This is a genomic window from Pseudomonas syringae pv. coryli str. NCPPB 4273, assembly GCF_000972175.1.
Taxonomy (GTDB): domain Bacteria; phylum Pseudomonadota; class Gammaproteobacteria; order Pseudomonadales; family Pseudomonadaceae; genus Aquipseudomonas; species Aquipseudomonas syringae.
The window spans coordinates 14,166-35,762 of sequence record NZ_AWQP01000072.1; the positions used below are offsets into that span (position 1 = coordinate 14,166).

General features: G+C 60.9%; 20 protein-coding genes. 5 read left to right on the forward strand and 15 right to left on the reverse strand.

The window, feature by feature from the left end; genetic code table 11:
• Position 1: 1 nt before the first annotated feature.
• Positions 2–184, reverse strand: coding sequence for a 50S ribosomal protein L32 (gene rpmF / locus P406_RS24815; RefSeq protein WP_002552688.1), 183 nt, complete (start codon positions 182–184; stop codon positions 2–4).
• A gap of 13 nt (positions 185–197) precedes the next feature.
• Positions 198–725: a YceD family protein gene (locus tag P406_RS24820; RefSeq protein WP_003390869.1), complete on the reverse strand. Its 528-nt coding sequence runs from the start codon at positions 723–725 to the stop codon at positions 198–200.
• Positions 726–831: 106 nt separating this feature from the next.
• Between P406_RS24820 and P406_RS24825 the strand changes: the two genes are divergently transcribed.
• Complete coding sequence (locus P406_RS24825) at positions 832–1,410, forward strand: Maf family protein (RefSeq protein WP_046237658.1); 579 nt, start codon at positions 832–834, stop codon at positions 1,408–1,410.
• Positions 1,411–1,467: 57 nt separating this feature from the next.
• Here P406_RS24825 and sppA read toward each other — a convergent pair whose 3' ends face one another.
• The 3 genes from sppA to rluC are packed head-to-tail and all read right to left on the reverse strand — an operon-like array spanning position 1,468 to position 4,099.
• Complete coding sequence (sppA, locus tag P406_RS24830) at positions 1,468–2,466, reverse strand: signal peptide peptidase SppA (RefSeq protein WP_046237659.1); 999 nt, start codon at positions 2,464–2,466, stop codon at positions 1,468–1,470.
• A 24-nt stretch (positions 2,467–2,490) separates the two neighbouring features.
• Positions 2,491–3,153 (reverse strand): HAD-IA family hydrolase, encoded by a 663-nt coding sequence (locus P406_RS24835; protein ID WP_046237660.1) that lies wholly within the window; start codon positions 3,151–3,153, stop codon positions 2,491–2,493.
• Positions 3,143–4,099 carry a 23S rRNA pseudouridine(955/2504/2580) synthase RluC gene (gene rluC / locus P406_RS24840; protein WP_003409598.1) on the reverse strand — a complete coding sequence of 319 codons (957 nt, stop codon included), beginning with the start codon at positions 4,097–4,099 and terminating at the stop codon, positions 3,143–3,145. The genes P406_RS24835 and rluC overlap by 11 nt, the downstream gene beginning before the upstream one ends.
• Before the next feature lie 717 nt (positions 4,100–4,816).
• Between rluC and rne the strand changes: the two genes are divergently transcribed.
• Positions 4,817–8,146, forward strand: a complete 3,330-nt coding sequence (gene rne, locus P406_RS24845; protein ID WP_442439553.1) for a ribonuclease E — start codon at positions 4,817–4,819, stop codon at positions 8,144–8,146.
• Between the two features lie 151 nt (positions 8,147–8,297).
• Here the strand turns inward: rne and murB are convergent, their stop codons facing one another.
• From murB to P406_RS24895, 10 genes are all read right to left on the reverse strand, one after another.
• Positions 8,298–9,317 (reverse strand): UDP-N-acetylmuramate dehydrogenase, encoded by a 1,020-nt coding sequence (murB, locus tag P406_RS24850; protein ID WP_046237662.1) that lies wholly within the window; start codon positions 9,315–9,317, stop codon positions 8,298–8,300.
• 34 nt (positions 9,318–9,351) lie between these two features.
• On the reverse strand, positions 9,352–10,116 hold the full coding sequence (gene kdsB / locus P406_RS24855; protein ID WP_003317470.1) for a 3-deoxy-manno-octulosonate cytidylyltransferase: 765 nt from the start codon (positions 10,114–10,116) through the stop codon (positions 9,352–9,354).
• Positions 10,113–10,298 carry a Trm112 family protein gene (locus tag P406_RS24860; protein WP_002552679.1) on the reverse strand — a complete coding sequence of 62 codons (186 nt, stop codon included), beginning with the start codon at positions 10,296–10,298 and terminating at the stop codon, positions 10,113–10,115. Before P406_RS24860 ends, kdsB begins: the two co-directional genes overlap by 4 nt.
• A gap of 17 nt (positions 10,299–10,315) precedes the next feature.
• The gene (gene lpxK / locus P406_RS24865) at positions 10,316–11,311 is read right to left on the reverse strand and encodes a tetraacyldisaccharide 4'-kinase (RefSeq protein WP_046237663.1); all 996 of its coding nucleotides are present in this window, start codon (positions 11,309–11,311) and stop codon (positions 10,316–10,318) included.
• Positions 11,311–11,742: a flagellar polar localization protein PocB gene (pocB, locus tag P406_RS24870; protein WP_003317468.1), complete on the reverse strand. Its 432-nt coding sequence runs from the start codon at positions 11,740–11,742 to the stop codon at positions 11,311–11,313. The genes lpxK and pocB overlap by 1 nt, the downstream gene beginning before the upstream one ends.
• Positions 11,739–12,416 (reverse strand): flagellar polar localization protein PocA, encoded by a 678-nt coding sequence (gene pocA / locus P406_RS24875; RefSeq protein ID WP_002552676.1) that lies wholly within the window; start codon positions 12,414–12,416, stop codon positions 11,739–11,741. The genes pocB and pocA overlap by 4 nt, the downstream gene beginning before the upstream one ends.
• Positions 12,417–12,497: 81 nt before the next feature.
• Complete coding sequence (locus P406_RS24880) at positions 12,498–14,714, reverse strand: DNA internalization-related competence protein ComEC/Rec2 (protein ID WP_046237664.1); 2,217 nt, start codon at positions 14,712–14,714, stop codon at positions 12,498–12,500.
• A 136-nt stretch (positions 14,715–14,850) separates the two neighbouring features.
• Entirely contained in the window at positions 14,851–15,639 is a 789-nt protein-coding gene (locus P406_RS24885; RefSeq protein ID WP_003421319.1) for an ABC transporter permease, read from the reverse strand.
• Positions 15,636–16,568 (reverse strand): ABC transporter ATP-binding protein, encoded by a 933-nt coding sequence (locus P406_RS24890; protein WP_003317464.1) that lies wholly within the window; start codon positions 16,566–16,568, stop codon positions 15,636–15,638. The genes P406_RS24885 and P406_RS24890 overlap by 4 nt, the downstream gene beginning before the upstream one ends.
• Positions 16,569–16,751: 183 nt before the next feature.
• Positions 16,752–17,375, reverse strand: a complete 624-nt coding sequence (locus tag P406_RS24895; protein ID WP_046237665.1) for a glutathione S-transferase — start codon at positions 17,373–17,375, stop codon at positions 16,752–16,754.
• Positions 17,376–17,537: 162 nt separating this feature from the next.
• Here P406_RS24895 and P406_RS24900 point away from each other — a divergent pair, with 162 nt between their 5' ends.
• The 3 genes from P406_RS24900 (at position 17,538) to P406_RS24910 (ending at position 21,516) form a co-directional block, all read left to right on the forward strand.
• Positions 17,538–19,985, forward strand: a complete 2,448-nt coding sequence (locus tag P406_RS24900) for an acyl-CoA dehydrogenase (protein WP_046237666.1) — start codon at positions 17,538–17,540, stop codon at positions 19,983–19,985.
• A 76-nt stretch (positions 19,986–20,061) separates the two neighbouring features.
• Positions 20,062–20,472, forward strand: coding sequence for a PA2817 family protein (locus tag P406_RS24905; RefSeq protein WP_003317460.1), 411 nt, complete (start codon positions 20,062–20,064; stop codon positions 20,470–20,472).
• 189 nt (positions 20,473–20,661) lie between these two features.
• Positions 20,662–21,516 carry a pirin family protein gene (locus P406_RS24910; protein ID WP_046237667.1) on the forward strand — a complete coding sequence of 285 codons (855 nt, stop codon included), beginning with the start codon at positions 20,662–20,664 and terminating at the stop codon, positions 21,514–21,516.
• Positions 21,517–21,597 lie beyond the last annotated feature (81 nt).

Below are 21,597 nucleotides of genomic sequence, written 5' to 3' on the forward strand. Positions count from 1 at the left end.
ATTACTCGTCAGCGCCCTTGTCGATCACTTTACGACCACGGTATACGCCTTCTGGCGATACGTGGTGACGCAGGTGAATTTCACCAGTGGTCTTTTCTACCGACAGAGTGCTTGCCTCAAGAGCGTCGTGCGAACGACGCATGTCACGGGCAGAGCGGGATTTTTTGTTCTGCTGAACAGCCATAATTGATTAACTCCTAAACGTTTGGGTCACGCTTTAACTGCGCCAATACACTGAACGGGTTGGACCGCGTTACCTCGTCCACGCTCGGTTCGGGCTCATCGAGACCCGCCGGTTGCTGGCATTCTTCAGGATGATGAGCAGGCACAATGGGCAAGGCGAGCAATAGCTCCTCCTCGATCAATGCCAGCAGATCCAAAGGATCTTCGCCCAGTTCCAGCACGTCATAACCTTTCGGTAACGACTGGGTATTCGCACCCTCCTTCACCACAACGTAACTGCATTCGCTGTGGATCGGCAGGGTCACCAGCTCAAGACAACGCTGGCAAACCATCTTGACCGGGACGTCTATCGAACTGTGGATAACCACAGAACGGCGTTCGTCACGCTCAAAAACGAATTTCGCCTGCACCGTACCGACAGTGTCGGCAAGCGGGTCGCAGAGTCTCTTCAGATCGCCCAGCAGCACTTCACCCTGAAGGGTAGTGCCGCGATCGGACAATTTGCGCGGGTCAACGTGAGATGGAATCGGGTCATTCAACATAGGCGCAGCATTCTAGGGATGCCCCCCGGGCATGTCAAAGGAAATTCAGGCCTGTTCGTCACTCCGGCCACTCTTTAGAATCAACGCTCAGCCTACGGAGAACCGCATGCCATCCCTGCTCCTCGCTTCCAGCTCCTCATACCGCCGCGAACTGCTCGCCCGCCTGCGCCTGCCATTCACCTGCAGGTCTCCGGATATCGACGAAAGCCGGCGACCGAACGAGGCCGCATTCGACCTCGTACAGCGCCTTGCCCGGGAGAAAGCCCAAGCGCTCGCCGCTGAGTATCCACAGCACCTGATCATCGGCTCCGACCAGGTCGCCGTCCTTGACGAACAGGTCCTGGGCAAGCCGCACAGCTTCGAACGCGCACTGGACCAGCTGACGGCAGCGAGCGGCAAAAGCGTGACCTTCCTGACCGGCCTGGCCCTGCTCAATAGCTCGACCGGCGAGTGCCAGGTCGACTGCGTGCCTTTTACAGTGCACATGCGCGAACTCGACCGGGCCAGCATCGAACGCTATCTGCATGCCGAACAGCCCTATGACTGCGCTGGCAGCTTCAAGGCAGAAGGCCTTGGCGTCAGCCTGTTTCGCAGCACCGAAGGCAGCGACGCAACCAGCCTGATCGGCCTGCCGCTGATACGTCTGGTGGACATGCTAATAAAGGAAGGCGTCAGCGTACCCTGACCCTTACATACAAAGAACCCGGCCATTGGCCGGGTTCTTTATGTCTACATCAAGCCATCAACGCAGGCTTGGGCCGCTGAAACCGACCAGCATGGCAATTCGCTCGGCGATACTGGTGCCCAGCTTTTTCGAAAAGCGATCGAAAGGCGACTCTTCGACGGTGTATTCGACGATGTCCTTTTCCTTGATCACGTCTCGCGCAACATAACTCGCACTGCCCAGACCATCCACCAGGCCGAGCGCGACAGCCTGCTCGCCGGTCCAGATCAGCCCGGAGAACAGCTCTGGGTGCTCCTTGTCCTTCAGCCGGTCGCCACGACCCTGCTTGACACTGGCAATGAACTGGCGATGAGTCGTGTCCAGCACACCCTGCCAGAACTGTGTTTCATCAGCCTTCTGCGGCTGGAACGGGTCAAGGAACGCTTTGTGCTCGCCAGAGGTATAGGTACGACGGTCAACACCGAGCTTGTCCATGGCACCGACAAAACCGAAACCTGCTGCCGTCACACCGATCGACCCCACCAGACTGGCCTTGTCGGCATAGATCTGGTCAGCGGCACTGGCGATGTAATAAGCCCCCGAAGCACCAAGATCAGTAATGACCGCATACACCTTGATGTCCGGCTTCGCTGCACGCAGACGACGGATTTCGTCGTAGACATAGCCCGACTGCACCGGACTGCCGCCCGGGCTGTTGATACGCAGAATGACACCCTTGGTCTTTTCATCCTCGAAGGCCTTCTGCAGCGCAGTGACAATGTTCTCGGCACTGGCCGCTTCCTTGTCGGCAATCACACCCTGCACATCGATCAGCGCAGTGTGGCTGGAACGGCGCGAAGTACCGCCCTCGAAATCCAGCATCGGGACGATCACTGCAACAAACAGGAACGCGAACGTCAACAGCTTGAAAAAGATCCCCCAGCGACGCGCCCGGCGCTGCTCCTGAACACTGGCCAGTAGCGTCTTTTCAAGAAGCTTCCAGCTTTTTGCCTCTTCCCTGCCATTGCTGCCCTCGTCCGCGCCTTGCGAAACGGGTGCCTTCCATTCGTCAGACATGTTCCAATCACTCCAACCCGAAAACTAGACGCTGCGCCCGTTCAACCAGGTGCGCAGCTCGGAAAAATGCTCGATAGCCAGCCGCGGCTCGAACTGACGCAGCGACTCCAGTGGCTGAGCGCCATAGCCCACCGCAACCGAATCCATACCCGCATTGCGAGCCATCAGCAGATCGAACGAAGCATCGCCAATCATCAGCGAACGCTGCGGCGCAACTCCACAGTGCGCCATGATCTCGTTCAACATCAGCGGATCAGGCTTGCTTGCGGTCTCGTCGGCCGCCCGGGTGGCATCGAAGTAACCCTGCCAGCCATTGGCCTTCAGCACACGATCAAGCCCGCGACGCGCCTTGCCGGTAGCGACCGCCAGACGATAGCCGTCCTCGCGAAACGCCTGTATCGATTCCACCACACCGTCGAACAGCGGCGACGGCACGTTATCCATGGCCATGTAACTGTCCGCGTAGCGCTGCCGAAAATCGATCAGCTGATTGCCGCTGATCTGCGGATACAGGGTTCGAATCGCCTCGGGCAACCCCAGGCCGATAATCCCCTTGATCGCCGTATCGTCGCGAACTTCGAGGTCGGTCTCGATGGCCGCCGTGCGCATGGACAGGACGATGCGCCCGACCGAGTCGGCCAATGTGCCGTCCCAGTCGAAAATCAACAGATCGTAATCACGGCGCACACAGACGCTCCACTGTTTTGGCCCACATGTCATCGACAGGCGCCTGCACATTAAGTTTGCTGCCATCGGGCATCGGCACCGTCAGCATGTAGGCGTGCAGAAACAGACGCTTGCCGCCCAGATCGCGAATTTCGCGACTGAAATTCTCGTCACCGTACTTGGTGTCACCTGCAATGGCATGACCCGCATGCAAGGTGTGCACGCGGATCTGGTGAGTACGCCCGGTGACCGGCTTGGCTTCGACCATGGTGGCAAAGTCGCCAAAACGACGCAGCACCTTGAAAATCGTCAGGGCTTCCTTGCCCTCTTCATTCACTTCGACCATGCGCTCGCCGGAGCGCAGGTTGCTTTTCATCAGCGGCGCACGCACCTGCTTCAACGCCGTTGCCCAGTTACCGCGGACCAGCGCCATGTAGCGCTTGTCGACGCCGTCGCCGCGCAGGGCTTCGTGCAGATGACGCAGCATGCTGCGTTTCTTGGCGATCATCAGCAGACCGGACGTGTCGCGATCGAGACGGTGCACCAGCTCGAGTTCCTTGGCATCCGGGCGCAGCTGGCGGAACGCTTCGATCACGCCAAAGCTCAGGCCGCTGCCGCCATGCACGGCGATACCTGCCGGCTTGTTGAGCACGATAAGCGCCTTGTCTTCATAGACGATCGCAGCTTCGAGACGCTGCAAAAGTGCCTGCGCGACCGGCACAGGCTCGTCGCGCTCAGGCACGCGCACAGGGGGAATGCGCACGATATCGCCTGCCTGCAACTTGTACTCCGGCTTGATCCGCCCCTTGTTCACACGCACTTCGCCTTTGCGCAAAATGCGGTAAATCAAGGTTTTGGGCACACCCTTGAGATAAGTGATCAGAAAGTTATCGATGCGTTGACCGGCAAGTTCCGGGGCAACCTCAACCAGCTGGACGCCGGGGGTTGGAGGGGCAATATTCGTCATGCCGCAAATGATAACAATTTTTTATGGATTTGAAGCACTTAATGATTGCTGCTATAGTCGCGAACGCCGCCAAAAGCGGCCGGACAGCGGACCAACGGTTGACAACCGGCCCTGACCAACGCAATTCACAAGGACGGGAGGCCGTCCTACGCAGTGTTCGGTGACAACGGAGCACGCTGAAAACGTAACAAGCGCAGGTGACATGAGGCCGGAAACACGCCTGACAGCAGAGCAGACAGCTCGCGGCCAGTGCGGACAGTTCATGGCCAGTTCACAAAGTGCAGTCGCTTTCAGACGCTACGAGCGAATGCTTCGGGAACAACGCCTCAAGCCATGATGCGCGACCTTCCCTATCGAAGGTCGCGGTAAATGCCAACCCGCTGCGGATTCTGCGCGCGGCAGCACCCGAATTATCAGGGATACGTGTAGGGTGGAGACGCACAACCATCGGACTGTGTAGCACAAGGCTTGTTCTAGACGCTTCATCTCGTCCGCTACCGATGGTCGATTCCTCCTCCTGACAAAGCTTTTGCTGAAAGGGGTGTCTTATGCCACCACAGCAAGCAGGAAACGTCGTCGCGACCCTCCGCCCCCTCTGGGCGAGGACCTCGCTAGACACTGGAGTGTCCAACCACTCCTGACGTGCCCTGACACCGACCGTGAGAAGTCGTGTGTGCCGAACGCCGTTTCCGGCAGCCCGGAAACCGACGGTACTACATGAAAAGAATGCTGATTAACGCAACTCAACCCGAAGAGTTGCGTGTTGCACTGGTAGACGGCCAGCGCCTCTACGACCTGGACATCGAGTCAGGTGCACGCGAGCAGAAGAAGGCCAACATCTATAAAGGCCGAATCACTCGCATCGAACCCAGCCTCGAGGCTGCCTTTGTCGATTTCGGCTCTGAGCGCCATGGCTTCCTGCCCCTCAAGGAAATCTCCCGCGAGTACTTCAAGAAAGCCCCTGAAGGCCGCGTCAACATCAAGGACGTCCTGAGCGAAGGCCAGGAAGTCATCGTTCAGGTCGAGAAAGAGGAACGTGGTAACAAGGGCGCAGCCCTGACCACCTTCATCAGCCTCGCAGGCCGCTACCTGGTCCTGATGCCCAATAACCCTCGTGCCGGCGGCATCTCGCGTCGTATCGAAGGTGAAGAGCGCAACGAACTGCGTGAAGCCCTCAACGGCCTGATCGCGCCAGCCGACATGGGTCTGATCGTTCGTACTGCCGGCCTGGGCCGCAGCAGCGAAGAAATGCAGTGGGACCTCGATTACCTGCTGCAACTATGGACCGCCATCAAGGAAGCGTCCCTCGATCGCTCCGCCCCTTTCCTGATCTACCAGGAAAGCAACGTCATCATCCGCGCCATCCGTGACTACCTGCGCCAGGATATCGGTGAAGTCCTGATCGACAGCATCGAAGCCCAGGAAGAAGCACTGACCTTCATCCGTCAGGTGATGCCGCAGTACGCCAGCAAGATCAAGCTGTACGAAGACAGCGTTCCGCTGTTCAACCGCTTCCAGATCGAAAGCCAGATCGAAACCGCCTTCCAGCGCGTAGTCGAACTGCCTTCCGGTGGCTCCATCGTCATCGATCCGACCGAAGCCCTGGTGTCCATCGACATCAACTCGGCGCGCGCTACCAAGGGCAGCGACATCGAAGAAACCGCCCTGCAGACCAACCTTGAAGCGGCTGAGGAAATCGCCCGTCAACTGCGTCTGCGTGACATCGGCGGCCTGATCGTCATCGACTTCATCGACATGACGCCGGCCAAGAACCAGCGCGCCGTGGAAGAAAAAGTCCGCGAAAGCCTGGAAGCCGACCGTGCCCGCGTGCAGATCGGTCGTATTTCGCGCTTCGGCCTGCTGGAAATGTCCCGTCAGCGCCTGCGTCCATCGCTGGGCGAAAGCAGCGGCATCGTCTGCCCTCGCTGCAACGGCACCGGCATCATCCGTGATGTTGAATCGCTGTCGCTGGCCATCCTGCGCCTGATCGAAGAAGAAGCCCTGAAAGACCGCACTGCCGAAGTGCGCGCTCAGGTGCCGATCCCGGTCGCGGCCTTCCTGCTCAACGAAAAACGCAACTCGATCACCAAGATCGAACTGCGCACCCGTGCCCGCATCATCATTCTGCCGAACGATCAGCTGGAAACGCCGCACTTCGAAGTTCAGCGTCTGCGTGATGACAGCCCTGAAGCGCACAGCAGCCAGACCAGCTACGAAATCGCTGCTGCCGCTGCCGAAGTGGAAGAAATTGCACCACTGGCCGCCGCAACCCGCACCCTGGTTCGTCAGGAAGCAGCCGTCAAGACTGCTCCGGCTCGCGCCAATGCGCCGGTCCCGGTAGAAGCCGCAGCCCCTGCACCAACGCCTGCACCGGCACCTGTCGCTCACGAGCCAAGCCTGTTCAAGGGCCTGGTGAAATCCCTGGTCAGCCTGTTCGCGACCAAGGAAGAGCCTGTTGCTCCGGTCGTGGTTGAAAAGCCTGTTGCAGAACAGCGTCCAGCCCGCAACGAAGAACGCCGCAACGGCCGCCAGCAGAGCCGTGGCCGCAACAATCGCCGCGACGAAGAGCGCAAGCCTCGTGAAGAACGCGCCCCCCGCGAAGAGCGTGCAGAGCGCGCACCTCGCGAAGAGCGTGCTCCGCGTGAGGAACGTGCACCTCGTGAAGAGCGCACCGTTCGCGAACCGCGTGAAGCCCGTGACGAGTCGGCACCGCGCGAAGAGCGTCCAGCCCGTACCACCCGCGAACGCAAGCCACGTGAAGCGCGCGAAGATCGTCCGGTTCGCGAACTGCGCGAGCCTCTGGATGCCGCCCCGGCGGTGAGCCTCGCTCGTGAAGAGCGTCCTGAACGCGCACCACGCGAAGAGCGCCAGCCGCGCGCACCTCGTGAAGAACGTCAACCACGCGCCGAACAGGCCGCGGCTGCCGTGAGCGAAGAAGAGGAAGTGTTGCTCAACGAAGAGCAGACCAACGACGAGAACCAGGAAGGCAACGACGGTAGCGAAGGCGACCGCCCTCGCCGCCGCTCGCGTGGCCAGCGTCGTCGCAGCAATCGTCGTGAGCGTCAGCGCGATGCCAATGGCAACGTGATCGAAGGCTCCGAAGAGAACGGCAACGAAGAAGAAGGCAGCGCCACCGACCTGTCGGCGGGTCTGGGCTTCACCGCTGCAGCTTCCGCTGCCAGCAGCGTGATCAGCGCGCCTGCCGAAGCCGACGCGCATCAGCAGGCCGAACGTGCCAACAGCAACGCAGCCGCTGCAGACGCCGAGCCGGTGCATCAGGCACCTGCTGCCGAAGCATCTGCGACCGAAGCGCCTGTGACCGAAACGCCAGTAGCTGAAACGCCAGCCACCGAAGCACCGGTTGCCGAAAAAGCACCGACCGTTGCCGAGCCGGCTGTCGAAGCACCTGCCGTTGAAGCCCCTGTGGCAGACGATGCTCCTGTAGCACAGCCTGCTCCAGAGGTTGAAGTTCAGCCGGCAGCGGTCGAAGCACCTGCGATTGCTGCACAGTCCGAACTGTTCGAAGCACCTCACGCAGAACGCGTAGTGCCGTTCAAGCCGACGCCAGAGCCAGCACCACAGGCGCCGGTCGAAGCAGCGGCTCATGAGGAAGTGCCAGCCACTGAATCATCCGAACTGCCAACGCCTGCACCTGCAGCTGTCGTCGAGCCGGTAACGCTGAAAGAAGAGCCTGCGCCTTACGTCGCGCCTCAGCCGATCATTGAAGAACAGGCACCTGCCCCACAAGAGCAGACACCTGCGGCTGAAGAAGCAGCGCCTGCACCAGTGGTCAGCAGCACAGGCCGCGCACCGAACGATCCTCGTGAAGTTCGTCGCCGCAAGCGTGAAGAAGAAGCACGTCGTCAACAGGAAGCCGCTGCTGCCAGCGCTCCGGTCGTCGAGGCAGCGCCTGCTGCCGCTGAAGCAGAATCGGCACAGCCTTCACCGGCAGCCGAGGAAAAGACCGAAGAAGCGGCAACTGAGCATCCAGCAGTTAAACCGCAACATGAAGCCGAGAAAGAAAACGAGCCTAAACCCCTCGTCTAATCCCGGCCCATGAAAAAGCCCCGCCTGTGCAAACAGGCGGGGCTTTTTCATGTCCGTTGATTGAGGATTGCACCGCGTTCATCTTCAATACGCGGCGCTTGATCTGATCTCTTCGCGAGCGAGCCACCCACAAGAGACCCTCTCCAGGCTATCAGTAGAGGTTCGGCTCCATCTCCAGCTCGACACCAAAACGTTCGGCGATGTCGGTCTGGATACGGCGCGCCAGACTTAGCAACTGCAAGCCGCTGGCCTGCCCATAGTTGACCAGCACCAGCGACTGGAGCTTGTGCACGCCAGCATCACCATCGCGATACCCCTTCCAACCCGCCTGCTCGATCAGCCACCCGGCCGCCAGCTTCACCCGGCCATCGTCCTGCGGGTAGCCGACCACGCCTGGGTGCCGCTGCTTGATCGTTGCGTACAGTTCGGCAGCGATGATCGGGTTTTTGAAGAAACTGCCGGCATTGCCCAGCACCGCGGGGTCAGGCAGCTTTTCACTGCGAATGGCGCAGATCGCACGGCTGACATCGAACGGCGTCGGCTGATCGATACCCTGTTCGTCAAGACGCTGACGAACCGGGCCATATTCGAGGTGCAGGCGAGCTACGCGACTGAGCTTGAAACGCACACGCAGGATCAACCAGCGCGCGACCTGATGCTTGAACACGCTGTCGCGGTAGCCGAACGCACAGTCCGGCAGAGAAAACTCGCGCAATTCGCCGGTTTCACGATCCAGCGCAGTCAGGCTATGGAAGACATCCTTGATCTCGACGCCATAAGCGCCGATGTTCTGCATGGGCGCCGCGCCAACGGTGCCTGGGATCAGACTGAGGTTTTCCAGCCCCGCCAGCCCCAGCTCCAGACAGGACTGCACGAACGGATGCCAGGGCTCGCCGGCCTCGGCCTCGACAATCGACTCGAGACAGTCCTCGTGCACGATGCGAATGCCGCGGCTGGCCATGCGCACCACCAGTGACTGCACGTCAGCGCTGAGCAGCAGGTTGCTGCCACCGCCAATCACCAGCAGTGGCACATCGTGCTCGGCCGAATAGGCCAGCGCCTCGCGAACGTCATCATCGCTATGCGCTTCGGCAAATAACCGGGCTTGCACATCCACACCGAACGTATTGAACGGCTTGAGGGAAATCGCGGACTGCACCTGCAAGGTCATACCCTCGCCTTCCCGAACCACTGGACCAAGCGCATCAACCCTCCAGCAAGCGCCTGACGCGCTCCAGGTCTTCAGGCGTATCGACGCCACCGGGTGGCGCTTCGAGCGCGTCGGCAACGTGAATCCGCACGCCATTCCACAGCGCACGCAATTGTTCCAGGCTTTCGGTGTTTTCCAGCCAGCACGGCCCCCAGCTGACGAAGTCATGCAGGAAGCCCGCACGGTAGGCGTAGATACCGATGTGCCGACGATAAGGCACGCCGGCAGGCAACTGGTCGCGGTTTGCTGCGAGCGCATCGCGCGCCCACGGCAAGGGAGCCCGGCTGAACGTCAGCGCCAGGCCGTTGATGTCCGTAGCCACCTTGACGATGTTGGGGTTGAACAACGCGGCCACGTCGTCGATAGGCTCGGCCAGCGTAGACATGCCGGCTTCGGGATGGGCGGCCAGATTGGACGCCACCTGATCGATCACCGCAGGCGGGATCATCGGCTCGTCGCCCTGCACATTGACGACAATCGCGTCAGCCGCAAGACCCAATTGCGCGGCCACTTCGGCCAGACGATCGGTCCCGGAGTTGTGATCGTCGCGCGTCAGCAGCACTTCGGCACCAAAAGCCTGACAGGCTTCGACAATGCGTGCATCGTCAGTGGCAATCACCACGCGTTCGGCGCTGCTCTTGCACGCCTGCTCCCAGACCAGTTGAACCATGGGTTTGCCGGCAATGGTTTTCAGCGGCTTGCCCGGAAAGCGGCTGGAGCCATAGCGCGCGGGAATGACAACGGTAAACGCTGCGGTCATTTTTCCAGCCGCTCGTCGGTGCTCAGGGTGCGAGCTTCGCTTTCGAGCATCACCGGGATGCCGTCGCGCACCGGATAGGCAAGACCTGCGCCCTTGCTGATCAGCTCGGTCTTGTCGGCGCTGAGCTTCAATGGTCCCTTGCAGACGGGGCAAGCGAGGATATCGAGTAGTTTGGTGTCCATAGGAGATCCTGAAGCAATCATGGAGAGAGACGTAGCAGTTGCTGGTCGAACCAACCGACAAAGGTATCGGAAGGTACTGCATCCACTGCCAGATACCACCAGTCATCAGCGGCAAAGGCACGACATTTAACCGCATCCTTCTCGGTCATGACCAAGGGCAGCGCGGGGGTAAATGTCAGCGCCTCGGCACTGTAGACAGCATGGTCGGCGAATGCGTGAGTCACCGGCCGCCAGTGTAATCCTTCGAGGGTATTGAAGAAACGTTGGGGATTGCCGATTCCGGCGACCGCATGCAGCGCCTGCCCGGCCGGAAAATAATCCACCGGCTGACGTTCGCCACTGCGCAGATTGATCAGTGCCGAAGGCTTGAGCCTGAAGGCGTAGCCATCGTCCCTGTCAGCCGTCGCGCCGTTATAAAGTAAGGCGTCGACACTGCTCAGCCGCTCGACCGGTTCGCGCAATGGCCCGGCCGGCAGACAACGGCGATTGCCCAGACCACGAGCGGCATCGATCAGCACCAGTTCCAGGTCGCGGGCAAGACGGTAATGCTGCAAGCCGTCGTCGGAAAGAATCACATCCAGCGGTTCGGCAGCGAGCAAGGCCTGTACGGCGCGACTGCGATCCGGATCGATCATCAGCGGCACGCCGCAGCGCTGCACGATGAGCAGGGGCTCATCCCCCGCCTCGCTGGCACTTTGTTCAGGAAGGACGCGCCACGGCAGGCTTGGCGGCTTGGCGCCGTAACCGCGGCTGACCACACCGACACGCAGGCCACGACGGCGGCAGTGCTCGATCATCCAGAGAATCAACGGCGTCTTGCCAGTGCCACCGACGGTGATATTACCCACCACGATGACCGGCACCGGTGCGCGATAGATATCACCCTCGCCCGCCAGAAACCGAGCCCGTTTGCGCTCTACGACACGCCGGTAAAGGCCTTCGAGCGGGCGCAACAGCGTCAGCGCAGGGTGGCCCTTGTACCAGGCATCGAGCAAACGGTCAGTGAATGCCATCAGTTAGCCGGTGTGGCCTCGACGGTGGTCATGCGCAAATGACTGAAGCCCAGCTTGCCCGCCGCATCCATGGCCGTGATGACCGACTGGTGCGGGGTCTTGCCGTCGGCGCTGATCGACAGCGGCAGGCTGGTATCGCCCCCCGACTCGCGCTGCAGCGCCTCGATCAGCGTCGCCAGGTCGTTTTTCGGCAACAACTGATTGTTCAGCGAGAAAATCCCGTCGGCGTTGATGGCAATGTCCAGCTGTTTGGCGCTGGCATCCACGTCCGGCGTTCCGGTAACGGCCTGTGGCAGATCCACCCGCAACTGGGTTTCGCGAGTGAAGGTGGTCGTCACAATGAAGAACAGCAGCAGGATGAACACCACGTCAATCAGAGAGACCAGATTGATGTCGATGTTTTCCCGGGGTCTGCGACGGCGAAATTTCACTTCTTCTTGCCCCCGCCCGCTCTGGCCAGCGACTTGAGATCGATCTTGGCGTCGATCAGATCGACATCGCGGTCGCCCTGCACCACTTCAACCAGACGAATGGCCTGTTGTTCCATGCCGACCACCAACTCATCGACGCGGCTCTGCAGGAAGCGATGAAAGAAAATCGCCGGGATCGCGACGATAAGACCCGACGCCGTACAGATCAGCGCCTTGGAAATACCACCTGCCAGCACGCCGGCGTTGGCGGTGGCCCCGGAACTGTTGAACGAGCCGAAGATATCGATCATGCCCAGCACGGTGCCCAGCAAACCAAGCAGCGGCGCCATGGCAGCGATCGACCCCAGTGCGCTGAGGTAGCGCTCCAGCTCATGAATGACCCGGGCAGCGGCTTCTTCGATGCACTCCTTCATGATCTCGCGACCATGCCTGGAATTGGCCAGACCTGCGGCAAGGATTTCGCCCAGCGGCGAGTCAGCGCGCAGCTGCTTGAGTTTTTCGCCGTCCAGCTTCTTTTCCTGAATCCACTGCCAGACCTGCCCGAGCAGGTGCGGTGGCGTGATACGGCTGGCACGCAACGTCCACAGGCGCTCGATGATGATGCCGGCGGCGGCGATGGAGCTCAGAATAATCGGCAGCATCATCCAGCCGCCAGATTTGACCAGTTCCCACACAGTGATCACTCCCTCGAAAAATTGGCGCCACTCTACCATAGGGTCGCCAAGTGCCGAACGCCGAGATCGATATCCATTCACTCAATCACGCCAGAAGCGCCGTTGCGCACGCTCGGCCTGCGGCGCTCCGAACGTACCCAGTTGCAGACGCACAGCGCCCAGCTCGGCACTGTCGTAACTGGCGATGCCCAAGCCTCGATAGCGCGCCATGACCAACGGGTGTGGGTGACCGAACGCATTGTTGCGACCACGGGAAATCAGCACGCCGACCGGTGCGACGGCGCGAAGAAACGCTTTGGACGATGAGGTCCGGCTGCCGTGATGCGGCGACTGCAACCAGTGGGCACGCAGGTCGAACCCGCTGTCGATTGCCGCGCGCTCGGCGCTCACGTCGATATCGCCCGCCAGCAGCAGACGCTCGCCCCTGGCGTCAACGCTGAGGATGCAGGAGGCGGGGTTGCCGTCAGGCCCCTGCTCCCAGCGCCACGTGGAAAACACCACGCCATCCCACTCCCAGCGCGCACCGCTCTCGCACAATCGGGCGTCGAGTTGCGGGGCGAGTCTGGCCAGCTCGCCACCCAGCACCCGGCTCACCGAAAAGGCCTGATGAACCGCCGCCGCACCGCCGGCATGGTCTGCGTCGGAATGGCTGATCAACATCAGGTCAAGATGGCGGACGCCTGCCTTGCGCATGGCGGGCACGACCACGCGCTGACCGATATCGAACTCACCGAAACGCGGACCTGCGTCATACAGGAGGGTGTGATTGCGAGTGCGCAGGAGAATCGCCAGGCCCTGCCCCACATCCAGTTGCAACACTTCTACCTGGCCTTCAGGCACTGATTCGAGCGGCGGAAAAACGCACAGCAACAGCAACGGCCAGCCCAGCGGACGCATGGGCACGCCCTTGGGCAGCAACAAGAGTAACGCCCCGAGCAAACTCAACCACCATGCCCAGATTGGCACCGCACTGGGCAACCAGGCCGGCAATGCGGCAGCCACCGCGTCGAGGAACACGAACAACCACTGCAGCGTCCCGCCCGCCAGCCACAGCAGACCTTCCCCGACCACAGGGACCGGCAGCAACAGCGTTCCGAGCAATGCCGGAGGCAGGACGATCACGCTGACCCAAGGCACGGCAAGCAGGTTGGCAAACGGCCCACTGAGGCTGATCGGCAAGTTCAGCGCCAGCAAGATCGGCAACAAGCCAACGGCGATCAGCCATTGCGCCCGTGTCCAGCTTTGCCACCAGCGCCAGGCGCCGAGACGCCCACTGAAAATCAGGATCAGAATGCCGACCGCCGCGAAGGACAGCCAGAAACCCGGCTGCAGCGTCACCAGCGGCTCGAAGATCAGCACCGCGTTGAAGGACAGCAACAAGGGCCAGACCACGCCCAGATGGCGAAAACGCAAGCGCCACAGAAGTACCATCGCGACCATCACACAGGCGCGCCGGACTGGCACCTCGAAACCGGCCAGCAGTCCGTAGCCCAGTGCAGCGCTGAACGCCAGCGCACACGCCCACGGCAGCCAGGGCAAAAAGCGTGGCCACAGCCCCCAGCGCGCCAAGCCTGCGACCAAAGCGTAAATCACCCCGGCCAGCAAACCGATGTGCTGGCCGGAAATGACCAGCAGATGCACAGTGCCGGTATCCTGCAACACCTGCCAGTCGGTGCTCGATAGCCCTGAGCCATCGCCCAGCACCAGCGCTGCCAGACCGCCCTCCCGGCCCTGCGCATCGACCGCCAGCAGGCGCTGACGAAGGGCATCGCGCCAGGCGGCACGCGCGGGTGCCAATAGCTCACCATCCACCACCGTGCCGGTCGCACCGATGCGCTGCGCCAGCAGCCAGGCCTCATAGTCGAAAGCATCCGGATTGACCAGCCCGGACGGTCGCTTGAGTTTGACCGCCATGCGCCAGCGCTCCCCGCTGTTCACGGGCTGGCCGCCGTACCAGGCCACCCGGATTCGCGCGGGCAGTTTGGCACGTCGTGACCAGGCGCCTTCCAGCTCGAAACGCACCACACCTTCGGCGACACTCGGCAAACCGACCACCTTGCCCTGTACCCACAGCGTCTGACCATCGATACGCGGCGCCAACCGGTCACTCAGCGCCCACTGCGCCGACACGCACGCCCACGTGAAGCCGAGCAGGAACAGCGCCAGTGGATAGGTGCGAAACGGCAGCAGCATCAACGCCAGTATCGGCATCAGCAGCAATAGCCAGGTCGGCGGCAGCGCCGGTAGAAAACGCAGGGCAAGCAGCCCGAGCGCGAGCGCGATCATCCCTGTGCGCATGACGGTTCCTTGCAGCGGAAAGCCTCAAGAATCAGCGCACTGGGGAAATGTCGGAAGAGGTGGTGTGTTGCAGAATCTGAACGGCCGGTCCCGGCCAACGCTCGACCCGCCAGCCTGGCGGGTCGAAGCCAATGTGTTACTGACGCATACCGCGACCGCTCACCAGCAACCTGGCGCAGCCGATATACAGCACGAAGGTCGCTACGATCATGAACGCCAGGGCGATGCTGATCTTGATGTCGGAGACGCCCAGAATGCCGTAACGGAAGGCATTGACCATGTGCAGGACCGGGTTGGCCAGCGACACGGTCTGCCAGAACGGCGGCAACAGGTTGATCGAGTAGAACACGCCGCCCAGGTAGGTCAGCGGGGTCAGCACGAACGTCGGGATGATCGAGATATCGTCGAAGTTACGCGCAAACACTGCGTTGATGAAACCCAGCAACGAGAAGATCGTCGCCGTCAGCACGACCACGATGATGGTCACGCCCAAGTGGTGCACTTGCAGGTCGGTGAAAAACATCGACAGCATGGTGACGATGAAACCGACCATCAGCCCACGCAACACACCGCCCAGGGTGTAGCCGACCAGAATGGTGTGCGGCGAGACTGGCGACACCATCAGCTCTTCGATGGAGTGCTGAAACTTGGCACCGAAGAAGCTCGATACCACGTTGCCGTAGGAGTTGGTGATCACCGACATCATGATCAGGCCCGGCACGATGTACTGCATGTAGGTAAAGCCGCCCATGTCACCGATCTGGCGACCGATGAGGTTACCGAAGATGACGAAGTACAGAACCATGGTGATGGCTGGCGGCAGCAGGGTCTGCGGCCAGATCCGCATGAAGCGGTGCACTTCACGGTAGACGATGGTTTTCAGGGCAATCAGGTTGGGGCGCAACTCGCCGTTGGGTACGGTCATACCGCCACCTTCGCGAGGTTTTTTTCCACCAGGGACACAAACAACTCCTCAAGGCGATTGGATTTGTTACGCAGGCTCAAGACTTCGATGTTCTGGAAGGCCAACTGGCTGAACAACGCAGTGATGCCGACGTTCTTGTCGACCTGCACTTCCAGCGTGTGACTGTCGAGCAGGCGGCAAGGGAAACCGGGCAATTGTGGCGCGGTCTGCCAGGACGCCTTGAGATCGAGCACGAACGTCTCGACGGTCAACGTGCTGAGCAGTTGCTTCATGCCGGTGTTCTGCACGATCACCCCGTGGTCGATGATGCCGATGTTGCGGCACAGCTGTTCGGCTTCTTCCAGGTAGTGCGTGGTGAGGATGATGGTGATGCCTTTGCTGTTCAGCTCGGTCAGAAAGGTCCACATCGAACGGCGCAACTCGATGTCCACGCCTGCGGTGGGTTCGTCGAGGATCAGCAGGCGCGGCTCGTGAATCAGCGCACGGGCGATCATCAGACGCCGCTTCATGCCGCCGGACAGCGAACGTGAAGGCACATCGCGCTTTTCCCACAGTCCCAGTTGCGTCAGGTACTGCTCGGCGCGCTCCTTGGCGATTTTCGCCGGGATGCCGTAGTAGCCCGCCTGAGTGACGACGATGTCCAGGGTCTTCTCGAACTGGTTGAAGTTGAACTCCTGCGGCACGACACCGATGCAACGCTTGAGCGCAGCGGGCTCGCGATCCAGGTCGTGGCCAAAGATGTTCACCGTACCGCTGGTCTTGTTGACCAGTGTCGAGATGATGCCGATGGTGGTGGATTTGCCAGCGCCGTTGGGGCCCAGCAAAGCGAAGAAATCACCTTCGGCGACGTCCAGATCGATGCCATTCAAGGCCTGGAAACCGTTGCCGTAGGTTTTGGTTAACTGCCGAATGGACAGAGCGGAAGACATATCGGGAAAGGTACTCATCAGAAAAAGGAATTGAAGATGACTGTCACCAGCCGCCTGCCGTGACGACCCAGCCGCGCAATGGTGCTCGGCTGCGCCGTTCAAGTACAGACACATCTGTTAATAGTAAATATCGAGCGCCGGACATGCACCCGATCAGCCCTTTCACTTGCTCACTTCACATGCTCAGGTCAGGGGGGTCATGACCGCCTTGCGATAAGCCGGGCGCGTCTTGAGACGCTCATACCAGGCTTGGAGGTGAGGCAGCGGCGGACGTTCAATCGGCATTTCAAACCAGCCGTAGGCAAAGCATCCCAAGGGAATATCGCCCATGCCGAACGCATCGCCAGACAGATAGGGCTGTCGCGACAGCGCCTCGTCGGCCACCAGCAGCAGGCTGTGCAGCGTCTTGATGCCTTGCTCGATGGCCGGCCAGTCCTGCTTGTCGGCCGGCGTGCGCACCACGCCCCAGAACACCGGGCTAAACGGCGCGGCGATGGTCGAGGTGGTCCAGTCCATCCATTTGTCTGCGTTGGCGCGGGCCTGCAGGTCTGCGGGGTATAAATCAGAATCGGGGGCATGGCGGGCGGCCAGATAGCGCACGATGGCGTTGGACTCCCACATCACGAAGTCGCCGTCTTCGATCATCGGAATCCGGCCGTTGGGGTTTTTCGCGCGATAGGCCGCTTCGTTGACCAGGCCGAATGCACCACCGGCGTCCTGCGTCTCGTAGGGCACGCCCACTTCCTCGGCAATCCAGAGTGCCTTGCGCACATTGCTGGAATTCTTCCGCCCCCAGATCTTGAGCATTGCGTTCCCCTCGCAGTCGCTGATAAATAAAGGCTCACAGTCTACCCCGAAGCGGCGGCAACTTACTCGTCAACCAGGGGTCACTATCGATGTCGCCCCACCACTGCCTGGCGACCAGTTCTTGATCGCTGCCACGGCGGCGGTCATCACGGAGGAATACTTATGCTGTTGTTGTGGATTGTTGTGCTGGTCGTCGGCATTGCCTGGCTGGCTCATCGGCGAACCGCCCCGCTCCCGGCGCTTGGCGTGGTAGCTGTCTACCTGCTGGCCATGGGCATTTTCAGTCACGCGCCAGGATGGCTGCTGACAGTGTTCTGGTTGCTCTGGCTGGCAGTGTTCATACCGATAATGCTGCCCGATCTGCGCCGCAAACACTTCACTGCGCCGATGTTCAGCTGGTTTCAAAAAGTCCTGCCGCCGATGTCGCAAACCGAGCGTGATGCGATCGATGCCGGCACGGTCTGGTGGGATGGCGAGCTGTTCAGCGGTCGCCCGGACTGGGACAAGCTGCTGGCCTACCCGAAAGTCCAGCTGACCGAAGAGGAACAAGCCTTTATCGACGGTCCGACCGAAGAACTCTGCGCGATGGTCAGCGACTGGGAAATCGGCCAAGCCATGGACCTGCCGCCTGAAGCCTGGGCGCACATGAAAGCGCACGGTTTCTTCGCGCTGATCATCCCCAAGGAATTCGGTGGCAAGGGCTTCTCCGCCTACGCCCACTCTCAGGTGGCCATGAAGCTGGCCACCCGCAGCGGCGACCTGGCGTCCACAGTGATGGTGCCCAACTCCCTCGGCCCGGCTGAATTGCTGCTGCATTACGGCACCGACGAGCAACGCAATCATTACCTGCCACGTCTGGCACGCGGTGAAGACATTCCCTGCTTTGCGCTGACCGGTCCGCTGGCCGGTTCCGATGCAGGTGCGATGACCGACACCGGGATCATCTGCAAAGGTCAGTGGCAGGGTGAAGAAGTCATCGGCCTGCGCCTGACCTGGGAAAAACGCTACATCACCCTCGGCCCGGTCGCGACCCTGCTCGGTCTGGCTTTCAAGGCCCACGACCCTGAGCACCTGCTCGGCGAAAAAGAAGATCTGGGCATCAGCCTGGCGCTGATTCCCACCGAGACGCCCGGCGTGGAAATCGGCCGCCGTCACCTGCCTCTGGGCGCGGCGTTCATGAACGGCCCCAACTCGGGCAAGGACGTGTTCATCCCGCTGAGCTACCTGATAGGTGGTCAACCGATGCTGGGCAAGGGCTGGATGATGCTGATGAACTGCCTGTCGGTGGGTCGTTCGATCTCGCTGCCGGCCGTCGGCACCGGCGCTGCCAAGTACACCAGCCTGGTCACTGGCCAGTACGCGAAGGTGCGTGAGCAGTTTAACGTGCCTATCTCCGCATTCGAAGGCATCCAGGAGGCACTGGCGCGCATCGGCGGCAACGCCTGGCTGATGGACAGTGCGCGCATGCTGACGGCCAATGCAGTCGACCTGGGCGAGAAGCCATCGGTGCTCTCGGCGATCCTCAAGTACCACCTGACAGAGCGTGGCCGCGAGTGTATTGGTCACGCCATGGACGTGCATGGCGGCAAGGGCATCATCATGGGCCCGAACAATTACCTGGGTCGCAACTGGCAAGGCGCGCCGATCTTCATCACCGTCGAGGGCGCCAACATCCTCTCGCGCAACCTGATGATCTTCGGCCAGGGCGCGATTCGCTGCCATCCGTTCGTGCTCAAGGAAATGGCCTTGGCCGGGCGTGAGGACAAACAGCAGGCGCTGATCGAGTTTGACAGCCTGTTGCTCAAACACATCGGTTTTGCGGTGAGCAATGCCGCCAGCACCTTCATCCTCAACCTGGGCTTCGGTCATTTCGAAAGAGCGCCGGGCAACGGCCTCAGCCAGGGCTACTTCCGCGCGCTTAACCGCCAGGCAGCCGCGTTCGCGATGCTCGCCGACTTGAGCATGATGCTGCTGGGTGGCGAACTGAAACGCCGCGAACGCCTGTCGGCCCGCCTGGGTGACGTGCTCAGCCATATGTACCTGGCCTCGGCGGCGCTCAAGCGTTATCACGACCTCGGATCGCCGGACCACATGAGCCCCTTGTTCCGCTGGGCCATGGAAGAAAGTCTGGGGCATTCGGAACGTGCGATGGACGAAATCCTCAGCAACTTCCCCAACCGCATACTGGGCGGGGTGCTGCGTGCCGTAGTGTTCCCGTTCGGTCGCCGGCACAAGGGACCGTCGGACAGACTGGACGCCGAAGTTGCCCAGGTACTGGGCCGCGCCAAAGGCGATCCGACGCTGGAAGAGTTGCTGGCAGGCTGCTATCGCCCGCAATCGGCAGACGACCCGGTCGGCGCACTGCAACAGGCCATCGATCTGCTCAGCGCTGCGTATCCGCTGCACAAGAAGCTGCAAGTGGCAATCAAGAGTGGTCAGGTCAAGCCGGACGCTGGCGAGCCTGTCATCGACGCCGCGCTGCGCATCGGTGTGTTGCAGGCCGACGAAGCGCAGACCCTGCGTACCGCCGAGGCAGCCCGCCGCAAGGTGATCGATGTGGATGATTTCGACAAGGAAGAGCTGACCCTGGCAGCCGGCAAGATTCGCTGATAGTCAGGTCGCACCACACAGCAGGCGCGTAGAGCTTTATACTCTCGCGCCTGTTTTTGCATTTGAGGATTACCCAATGGCCGACGCCACTCTCGATCACCAACTTGGCCTGCTGGCACACCTGCGCAGCATTCTGGTCGCGCTGGGCGAGGCCGAGCAGGTTCCGGAAGAAAGCCACGCGCTGTTCATGGAGCGTTTCGACGAACTGGTCGAGCTGCTGCCGCAGGATCCCATCGAAAGCCAATACCTGGGTCAGGACATCCTCTGCCAGGTCATCCAGCGCTACCCGCAAATCGCGCACCTGGTACCGCGCGACCTGCTGTGGTTCTTCGCCGGAGACTGCCTGCACTTCATGCCGGATGATGAAATCGAGCTGTATCAGGCGCTGGAAGAACGCCGCTACGAAGCCGAGCAGAACGAAGAACCGTTCGACTGGAATCAGGAGAAACAGCTGCTGAGCATGTCGACACAGGGCAGCAAGCACTGAGCATCCCTGGCTCCAAGCCTGCTCCGGAGGTCATTCCGGGCAGGTGGCCAGTCAACCCGCGCCAATACGCCACACCGTGCCAACCATCGATTAATACGATAATTCTGTCCTGCCATTCGAATAAATTTATCGAATAAACAGGTATACCATGACACTTCGTATCACCTGATAAGGAGTGCTCTCTCTCCCATGACTCAATTTCGTAAAGTCCTGTCCATTCAAACGGGTCAACCAGCGTCCGATGGCGCGGGCGTCAAACTCACGCGTGTTTTTGGCGGGCGTGGCGTGGAGCAGTTCGACCCTTTTCTGATGCTGGACGAGTTCGGGTCGGACAAGCCGGATGACTACATCGCCGGCTTTCCACCTCACCCGCACCGGGGCTTCGAAACGGTGACCTACATGCTTGAAGGCCGTATGCGTCATGAAGACCATATGGGCAATGTCGGCCTTCTGCAGGGCGGCGGTGTACAGTGGATGACTGCGGCACGCGGGATCATCCACAGCGAAATGCCTGAACAGGAAGAAGGCACCATGCGCGGCTTTCAGCTGTGGCTGAACCTGCCGGGCAAGAACAAGCTGAGCGATGCCAGCTACCAGGACATCCAGCCGGAAAACGTTCCGAGTGTCACCACCCAGGCCGATGTGCAGGTGGTGGTATTGGCCGGGCATTTCGACGATGGCCAGGTTCGCCAGGCCGGGGCGGTACAGCGCCCGGACACCGAGCCGTTGTACTTTGACTTTGACATGCCTGCCGGCAGCCGTATCAGCCCGCACGTACCCGAAGGGCACCTTGTGCTGCTGTACGTCTATGAAGGCAGTGTCGAGCTGGAAGGCAGCACCCAGCCGATCGGTAAGCGCCAAATGGCACGCCTGTCCGACAGCGGTGAAGTGCAGATCAGCAGCGCCGCCGGTGCGCGGCTGTTACTGATTGCAGGCAAGCCGTTACGTGAGCCGATCGTGCAATACGGCCCCTTCGTGATGAACACCAAGGAAGAGATCGAGCAGGCGATTCGTGACTTCCGGGAAGATCGTCTGACGGCGTGAAACCGGTTCAAGCCGTCAGACTCCCCTTCGTCTGTACTGGCCCCTTCACCGGCAAGGCGGATCGCCTTGCCGGTTTCAGAG